The 8,056-nt window shown below is 68.5% G+C and carries 5 protein-coding genes; 2 read left to right on the forward strand and 3 right to left on the reverse strand.

Going from position 1 to position 8,056, the window contains the following annotated elements; all coding sequences use genetic code 11:
- The coding region (locus LE181_RS30010; protein ID WP_225664668.1) for a S1 family peptidase at positions 1–625 on the reverse strand (625 nt) is incomplete at its 3' end.
- Between the two features lie 71 nt (positions 626–696).
- Complete coding sequence (locus LE181_RS30015; protein ID WP_225664669.1) at positions 697–1,185, reverse strand: hypothetical protein; 489 nt, start codon at positions 1,183–1,185, stop codon at positions 697–699.
- A gap of 571 nt (positions 1,186–1,756) precedes the next feature.
- Between LE181_RS30015 and LE181_RS30020 the strand changes: the two genes are divergently transcribed.
- Together LE181_RS30020 and LE181_RS30025 are read left to right on the forward strand one after the other, a co-directional pair.
- Complete coding sequence (locus LE181_RS30020) at positions 1,757–5,290, forward strand: ALF repeat-containing protein (RefSeq protein WP_225664670.1); 3,534 nt, start codon at positions 1,757–1,759, stop codon at positions 5,288–5,290.
- A gap of 110 nt (positions 5,291–5,400) precedes the next feature.
- Positions 5,401–5,898, forward strand: coding sequence for a hypothetical protein (locus tag LE181_RS30025; RefSeq protein ID WP_225664671.1), 498 nt, complete (start codon positions 5,401–5,403; stop codon positions 5,896–5,898).
- A gap of 74 nt (positions 5,899–5,972) precedes the next feature.
- Here LE181_RS30025 and LE181_RS30030 read toward each other — a convergent pair whose 3' ends face one another.
- Complete coding sequence (locus tag LE181_RS30030; RefSeq protein WP_225664672.1) at positions 5,973–8,000, reverse strand: FG-GAP-like repeat-containing protein; 2,028 nt, start codon at positions 7,998–8,000, stop codon at positions 5,973–5,975.
- Between the last annotated feature and the right edge of the window lie 56 nt (positions 8,001–8,056).

Below are 8,056 nucleotides of genomic sequence, written 5' to 3' on the forward strand. Positions count from 1 at the left end.
GGAAGGCCGGGCCACCGGTGTCGCCCTTGCACAGGCCGGCGTCGGCGGACTTGCCGGCGAGGCCGACCGTCCCGGCCGAGACGGCGTCGACGCCGAACGCCGCGGTGTGCAGGCGCTCGGGCGCCCACTCGTCCTTGGTGCGGCCGTAGCCGGTGACGCGCAGCTCGTCGCCCTGCTTGGGCTCCATCCTGCTCAGCGGCACGGGGGTGATGTCCGCGACGGACTTCTCCAGCTTGACCATGACCAGGTCGCGGTCACCGCGCGGGACGAGCTCGACGGCCTTGACCGTGGTGCCGGTCTCGCGGGTGAGGTCGGTGCGGCCGACGGTGACGGTGGTCGGCTGCTTCGGCGCACCACCGGTGATGCGGAAGCCGTCGGACGGGTTGTCGGCGAAGCAACTGGCCGCGGTGAGCACCCACTGGCTCTCCACGAGGGCGCCGGTGCACGTGCGCTGCGGGCCGTGCGCGTCGCCACCGATGTCGATCTTCGCGGTGAACCGGTACTGACCGTCCTTGGCCTCGTCACCGACGACGGCGAACGCAGGGGTGGCGGCCATGGCGCCTGCGACGACGGAGGTCGCGAGGAGCGCTGCTATCCACGCGGGGCGGGAACCCTTGCCAGACAATGTTTTTCCTTAAGAGCTTTGGAGAATGGCCGGAACACCGAAGGGTGTTCCCCGGGACGTGGAGTCGCCTGTTACTTCGAGGTGATGATTTCCAGCAGGTCGAACTGGCGGTGCTCCGGGTCCTTGGTCTCCCCCACCGACGTCCAGTTGTTCTTCTCCAGGGCGAAGGACTTCGAGTCGTTGGCCGTGACCATGTTGAGGTCGGTGCTGTAGTCGTTGCCCTTTGCCAGGTAGACGCTCGGCAGCTCCAGGCTCAGGTAGCCCGTCTTTCCGGTGGCGCGGAAGCAGAACCGGCCCTTGCCGACCTTGTCGATCTCGTTCATGCCACGCGCCCAGACCTCGATGAGGCCGGGGCGGCTGTCGCAGGCGGCGAGCGTGATGTGCCCGTCACCGCGCTTCAGCTTGATGCCACGCTCCTTAAAGATCTTGTCGGCCTGCGGGTATGCGAAGTCCTCGACCCCACTGGGCGGGTTGTCCGCCGCCACCGCGGTGGCGGAGCCGGTCACTGCTGTGGTGGCAGCGATGACGCCCAGGGCAAGCAGACGGGAGAACAGCCTCATCGGTACGGTTCCTTGACCTCGTGAGAAAAGCAATGAAGAAAAGACACGCACGCGGTGTGCATGCGCACGTGTGCCCGTCCGGCAAGGAACCGGGTTTGGTTCGGTCGGACCCCCCCAGTCACCTTTGCCTGGCCTCATGGCGCATCAACTGCCCCCTGCGCTCGGACCGGCGCACTATTGATATCACCTGCCGGGGATGTCCTGAAAGCGGGGGTGAAGTGCTGTCAGATGCACTCACGTACCGCCAAGGTGGCGTCTGGCTGATCCTGCCGCATTCGACTCCTCCTTCACCGCTTTCTCATGGCATCGTGTGACTTGCTGCCTTCGGGCCCCTCTTCCGGGAGGAGACCGGTTCACCGGTTTGTTTGTGCTGCTCAGACGTCGGCGTGTGGGCGCAAAGCCATGATCAATTCGCTCGGCTCCGGCGCTCCGCCTTGCCGTCCCAGGCGCTGCAGCGGCCCGGGGAAGAAGGCGATCGATATAGGTCAGTCGCATACGATCATGCACGTGCTGGGGCAAGTGCCGCAGTGCGGCGGGGTCTCACCAGCCCTGCTCAGTATTTTGAGGGGATATGATCAACAAGAGAAGACCGTCGCCACGTGCGACGCGAGCGCGCTCGCAGGGCCTGATATCCACGGCCCTCGTGCTCGCAACGGGGGTATTGACCACGTCGGTCCTGGGGGCGAATCCGGCCCTGGCCGATACCACGTCCCAGACGCCGAGTGACCGGGCCCAGGTCCTGGAACTGTGGTGCAACGGCGGCCCGGCCACCAAGGCCGCAGCGGAGAAGGCCCTGCTCGGCACGGACGAGCAGGTGAAGGAATTCCTGAGCAACGGCAGGAAGGCCGTCGAGGCGGAGGACGACCGGGTAGAGGTCGGCCAGCTGCTGGGGGAGAGCGGTAAGGGAGTCCGGGAGGCTGCCCAGAAGGCTCTGGACGGCGGTACCCCGGAGGACCTGCGGAAGTTCCTGGACTCCGGCTGGAAGGCTCCGTGGGAGGAAGATCTCCGCGCCACCGTGGCGACCCTCATGGACTCGGGCGGTTCGGCGGTCAAATCCGCCGGCCAGCAGGCGCTCAACGCCCGCACCGCCGAGGCGCTGCAAAACTTCGTCCTGGAAAAGCGCTTCAAGGCCAAGGAGGAGGACGACCGCGTCGAGGCCGGGACCCTTATGGCCACCGGCGGCCCCCAGGTCAAGAAGGCCGCGAGCGATGCGCTCAACGGCACGCCCAAGGACGTCGCGGAGTTCGTGGACTACGGCCAGTTCGTCGCGCGTGCCCGGGACCAGGAGCGCATGACGCTCAGTCAGCTGGTGGAAGCAGCCTCGACCGCCGGGAAGAAGGCCGCGCAGGAGACCGAGGCGGCGAAGGAGTCCTCGGCCCGTGCAGTGGCTGCGGCGAAGCAGGCCAAGGCCGCTGCGCTGCGCGCTGCTGACGAGACCAAGAAGGCCAAGGACTCGGCGGACAGGGCGTCCACCTGGGCAGGACGGGCGGCCGACGCCGCCAATGACGCGGCTGAGGCGGCCCAGACCGCCATCGACGCGGCCAACGAGGCGCATGTGGCGGCACGCGTGGCCGCGACCGCTGCGCAGGCGGCCGCGTCCCTGGCTGCCGCTGCAGGCCAGGCCGCCGCGCGTGCCTACCAGTCCGCGAACGCCGCGGCAGCGGATGCCGGTCAGGCCGCTGCGGCGCGTCAGGCCGCAGAGGAAGCGCGCGACGTGGTCAAGAAGACCAACAACGTGATCGTCTACCTCACCAACGCACTGACGGCGATGGGCGAGGCGGTCAACGCTGCCCGAGCGGCTGCCAGCGCGGGAGCGCATGCGGCTGATGCCGCTGACGCCGCGGCCGAGGCCGGGGGCCTCTCGCAGGCTGCCGGTGCCGAGGCAGCGCGCTCACGGGCAGCGGCCGACCGGGCCCGCCGGGCCGCCAACGCCGCCAATGCTGCGGCCAACTCGGCCGAAGCACTGGCCGGTGAGGCCGCTGCCGCAGCCCGTGAAGCCCGGAAGGCCGCGAGTGACGCTGCGGAACACGCCGGCAAGGCCGCTCTGGCCGCCGACGAGGCTGCAGCGCACGCAGGTCAGGCGGCGAAGGACGCCACGAAGGCGACCCAGCACTCCAATGCCGCGACGGCCGCCGCCGACAAGGCCGCCGAAGCCGCCGAGAAGGCCGCCAACGTCGAGCAGACCGCGCGCAAGACCGAGGCCGCGCTGCTGGAGGCGAGCCGGGTCAAGGGTGTTCTGCAGGCAGAGGCACTTCGCAAGAACTACGAGGAGCAGCAGGCGAAGGCCAGGCAGGACCAGGCGGAAGACGAACGGATCGACGCCGACACCAAGAAGCTTCTCGCGGACGCGGTCACGTCGGGCACGGAGGCGAAGACGGCCGTCGCCCTGGGACGCAAGGCCGCACTGCGGCTGACGACCCGTGGTGGACCCTGGAGCCAGCAGGCGGCCAAGGCCGCGTTGTCCGGTAATGACGCCGACGTTCAGACATGGCTGCGCTCAGGCCGTCAGGTAGCGGCCGAGCAGGACGACCGGTCGCGAGTGGCGCACATGACGGAGTCCGACAATGCCGCCCTGCGCAAGGCGGCGGAGGGTTCGCTGTCCGGATCCGCAAAGGACATCGACGAGTTCTTGCGGAACGGTCAGTACGCAGCGCAGGCCGAGGAGAACCGGGTCGCGATCGGCAAGATCATCGGGTCGGGCGACCGAGCCGTGAAGGCGGCCGGTGGCGCTGCGCTCAACGCAGGCACGCCGCAGGCGTACGACACGTTCCTGCGCGTGGGCCAGTACAAGGCCCGGGAGGAGGACGACCGGGCCACGGCGGCCAGGCTCAAGAACGAAGGCGGGGCCCACATGAAGGCCACGGCGGACGTCGCGCTGTCGGGTCCGCCGGAGATGCTGCACGAATTCGTCGCGCTCGGCCAGTACAGGGCAGCCAAGCGGGACTACGAAACGGCCGTTCACGTAGCGGCGATGCAGCGTCTCGTCGCCGAGGCCAAGCGCACGGCCGCTCTGGCGCGGCAGAACGCGGCAACAGCGGCACAGGCCGCAGAGTTCGCACGGGGCGCGGCCACGGAGGCCCAGAAGTGGGCGGACAGGGCGGCCGCGTCCGCCAAGGAGGCCGCCGGCTACGCGGACCGTGCCCGTGAGTCGGCCAACCAGGCCGATGCCTCGGCCGCTCGGGCGGCAGAATCCGCCAGGCAGGCCCGGAGCGCGGCGAACTCCGCCGCGGCCGACGCCCACGCTGCGAACGAGTCGGCGAACTGGGCGGAATACTCGGCCAGCAAGGCATCCGCGTATGCGAGTGACGCCTATGAGTCGGCCGCCCGGGCACACTCGTCGGCGGTTGCCGCCGGCAAGGACGCCGACGGGGCAGCCCAGGCAGCGGCCGATGCGGTCAAGATCGCTATCGAGAAGTGGGAGAAGCAGGCGAAGGAAGCTGCCAAGTCCAAGGACGGCATCTCCGTTACGGACAAGAACGGCTCCAAGGAACTGCCTGATCTTTCCAAGGGTGAGGACAAGTACAACAGCGCCAGGGGCTACTTGGACCGGTTGTACGGGAAGGCTGTCGTCTCGCCGGCGCTCGGTGGTGCCAGAATTGCTGCTTGTCTGAAGCTCGGCCCCATCTCCTGTTCCTTTTACGAGCACTGGCTGGGGAAGTCGGGTGACACTTACATGCTCGACTCCAAGGAGTTGGAGACGATGACCTCCGACAAGGGCTGGCGTGAAGTGTTCAACTCCCGGCTGGGCCAGTACGAAAGGGATGCGGCCGCGCAGTGCAAGGGGGCTGTCGGTACTGCTTGCTCGGTCAACCTCGATACGAGGTGGGTGGGATACACCTTCGACAGGGGCGACCTGTACTACGCCTTCCGCGGTGTGCACTACCGGATGTCCGGTAATCTCAAGGCGACAGTGGTGGGTGACGGTAAAGTCAAATTGAGCGGCGACTACCGGGTCGATTTCAGGAAGCGCTACAATTTCGACTACGGAGAATCGGCTCCGCTGCTGGGATTCGACATCCCCTTGGACACCCTTGCCGAAGGACCGAAGTACGGGCGGGCCCGTAACTTCGATGTCCATGGTAGTAAGAAGGGGCACCTCGACTAGGCGTATGCTGCCTGGTCGGTCGCTCTTCACAAGGGGGAAGAAGCATGCGGGCATGGCTCCTGGCGCTGCCGGGAAGGGCTTGGTCAAGACGCTGTGCAGGCGCGGTGGCCATGTCCGCGCTCTCCGCTCTGGCGCTCGTCTCCTGCTCGTTCAAGGAGAAGGACCCGAGGGCTTACCCGGGGACCAGGGCAGGCGAGAGGCTGGAGTCGGTCGTGGAGTCGTACGGTCTCCAGCTCCCTTCCTGCGACATCACTGATGTCGGCTTCTCCGGCTCGTCGAAGCGCCCGGGAGAAAAGCTGAATCTGAGCTTCCGGGCTCCTGAGGAGTGCGTGAACCGGTACCTGGCGGATCATGGAGTCAAGGCGGGCGAAGCGGTCTCATGGCCCTTCGGTCCCCGTGTCATCGACGGCCGGGAAGTGTCCCCGACGGAGCCTCCGTTCGCTGGTGGCGACGTGAAGCGCTTCGGCTGGAAGCTCGATGCCACCGGGAAGTACGAGTATTACGACTCGTTCACGACGATCAAGGGCGCGCATTTCGCTGTTCTTGTCGATGTGCATGACCCGATGAGGACGATCTACATGCACGCGGTGACCCAGCCGGGTCCGTGACCTCTGGCCGAACCACGCGAAAGCCTTCCGGCGCCCAAGGCCGGAAGGCTTTCGCATGCAGGCGGAAGGTCCCGTCACCACCCGTCCGTGAGCCGCAGCGGCCTGCTGAAATCGCCGCCGCCCCGGTTCACCCACTCCCTCAGCACCCCGTTCGCCTCACTCCTGGCGATCAGGTGGGACGTGCCGCCGCCGTAAAAGGTGCCGGCTGCCGTCTCGGAGTACGTCCAATCGCCCGTCAGGAGGCGTCGCGTGGTGAAGTCGCCGTTGGCCTTGCCCTCCCAGAGGTAGAGGTCGGCCTTGGCGTCGCGGGCGATGAGGTCGGGTTTTCCGTCGCCGGTGAAGTCGCCCGCCGTGGCCTGGGTGTAGGTCCAGCCCGCCTCCACCAGGTGCGGTCTGGTGAAGTCGCCGCCGGGCCTGCCGTCCCACATGGAGAGGTCGCCCTTGGCGTCGCGGGCGATGAGGTCGGTGATGCCGTCGCCCGTGAAGTCACCCGCCGTCGTCTCGGTGAAGTTCCAGCCGCCGGTCAGTCGTCTCGGCTCGCCGAGAGTGCCGTTCCCGGTGCCTTCCCACAGGTAGAGATCGGCGTTCGCGTCGCGGGCCACGAGGTCGGCCTTTCCGTCGCCGGTGAAGTCGCCGGCCGCGGCCTCGGTGTAGTTCCAGCGGGCCTTCAGCTGGACCGGCCGCCTGAAGGTGCCGTCTCCGGCTCCGGGCCACAGGTAGAGATCCTCGGTGCCGCGGGCCACGATGTCCGCCACGCCGTCGCCCGTGAAGTCCGCAGCCGTGGTCTGGCTGAAGTTCGGGGTGAAGCGCACCGGCGTATCGCCGCCCGCGAGGGCGTCGGCCAGGGCCTGGCAGCCGTTGTCGTTGAAGTGGAGGGCGTCGTCCCTGTCGCCCGTGCCGTGGTAGGCCGCGAAGAGCTTCGCCGGGTCCAGCGGGTCGCGCGTCGCCGCGTCGAAGTCGGCCACCGCGTCGACGTCCCGCGTGCTGCGGATGTAGGCGTTGACCTGCCGGCGCACCTGCTCCCGCGCTTCGGTGTAGTAGTCGTTGGCGCCCTTGAACGGTGGGATGGTGGCCACCGTGAATGTCAGGCCCGCCTGGTGGGAGCGCTCCGCCAGCTGCCGGATGCCCGCGATCAGGTCGGTGCTGTTGGCGTCGTCCAGCGCGATGTCGTTGATGCCTTCGTAGAGCACGACGGACTTGACGTTCGGCTGGGCCAGGACGTCGCGGTCGAAGCGGCTCAGCGCGCTCGGCCCGTACACCGGCTTGATGGAGGGCTTCGTGCTGTGGTCCGCGAGCAGACGGTTGGCCGAAATGCCCGCGTTCACCACGCCCATCGGCCGGCCTTGCGCCCGTAGCGCCCGCGCGTACGCGTCCGGCCAGCGGCGGTTGGTGTCGGGCGTCGACCAGCCGCCGTCCGTCTGTGAGTCGCCGATGGCCACCACCGTGCCACGGCTCTCGGCCGCCGTCACGTCGACGCCCGCCAGGAAGGACCAGTACGGATGCCTGCCGAAACTTCCACCGCCCGTCTCTCCCGCGCGGTCCGCCCCGTCTCCCGGCGCCGACACGTACGACGTCTGCCGCGTGTACTCGTGGTACGGCGCCGACGTCACCGCCTCCGGCAGGTAGATGCTGACCAGGAGGTTCTCGTCCGACCGGACGGGAAACGCCGCAGCGTCGCTGTACACGCTCCCCCCGGGTGCCAGGACCGTCCGCTCGCTGCCGCCGAACGTCAGCGTCACCGGCTTTCCCGCGGCCGTCGCCCCCGCCGACTGGCGTGCCACGGTGGCGTGCCCGATGGTCACCGGGGACTTGCTGAAGGTGTTCACGAGGTGGATGCGGGCCGTGCCGCCGCCGATGCTCGTGTGCACCACCATGCGCAGCGTCTGCCGGCCGGAGACCTTGGTCTCGTCCGGATCTCCGGCCGTGCCCATCGCCGTGCCCCATGTGCGCGTCCACCCGGAGTCCGCGCTGCCGGCCGCCCGGGCCTCGGCCGCGCCCCCCGGCGCCATCGTCATCAGCCCACAGGCGACGGCTGCCGCCGCTGCCGCCCGCAGGAACCTGCCCGGTGAAGCCCCGCCGCCCCGCCGCTGAGGCCGTCTCATCCGTTCCGTCTCCTTCTCCTCGTACACCTGCACAGAAAACCGGTGGGGGGGGGGGG

The organism is Streptomyces sichuanensis (assembly GCF_020328095.1).
Lineage (GTDB): Bacteria > Actinomycetota > Actinomycetes > Streptomycetales > Streptomycetaceae > Streptomyces > Streptomyces cinnamoneus.

Bases quoted from the DNA above. Each gene is read 5' to 3' on its own strand.
- LE181_RS30020 (WP_225664670.1), top strand. From the start codon at position 1,757: ATGATCAACAAGAGAAGACCGTCGCCACGTGCGACGCGAGCGCGCTCG.
- LE181_RS30025 (WP_225664671.1), top strand. From the start codon at position 5,401: ATGTCCGCGCTCTCCGCTCTGGCGCTCGTCTCCTGCTCGTTCAAGGAG.
- LE181_RS30030 (WP_225664672.1), bottom strand. From the start codon at position 8,000: ATGAGACGGCCTCAGCGGCGGGGCGGCGGGGCTTCACCGGGCAGGTTC.
- LE181_RS30015 (WP_225664669.1), bottom strand. From the start codon at position 1,185: ATGAGGCTGTTCTCCCGTCTGCTTGCCCTGGGCGTCATCGCTGCCACC.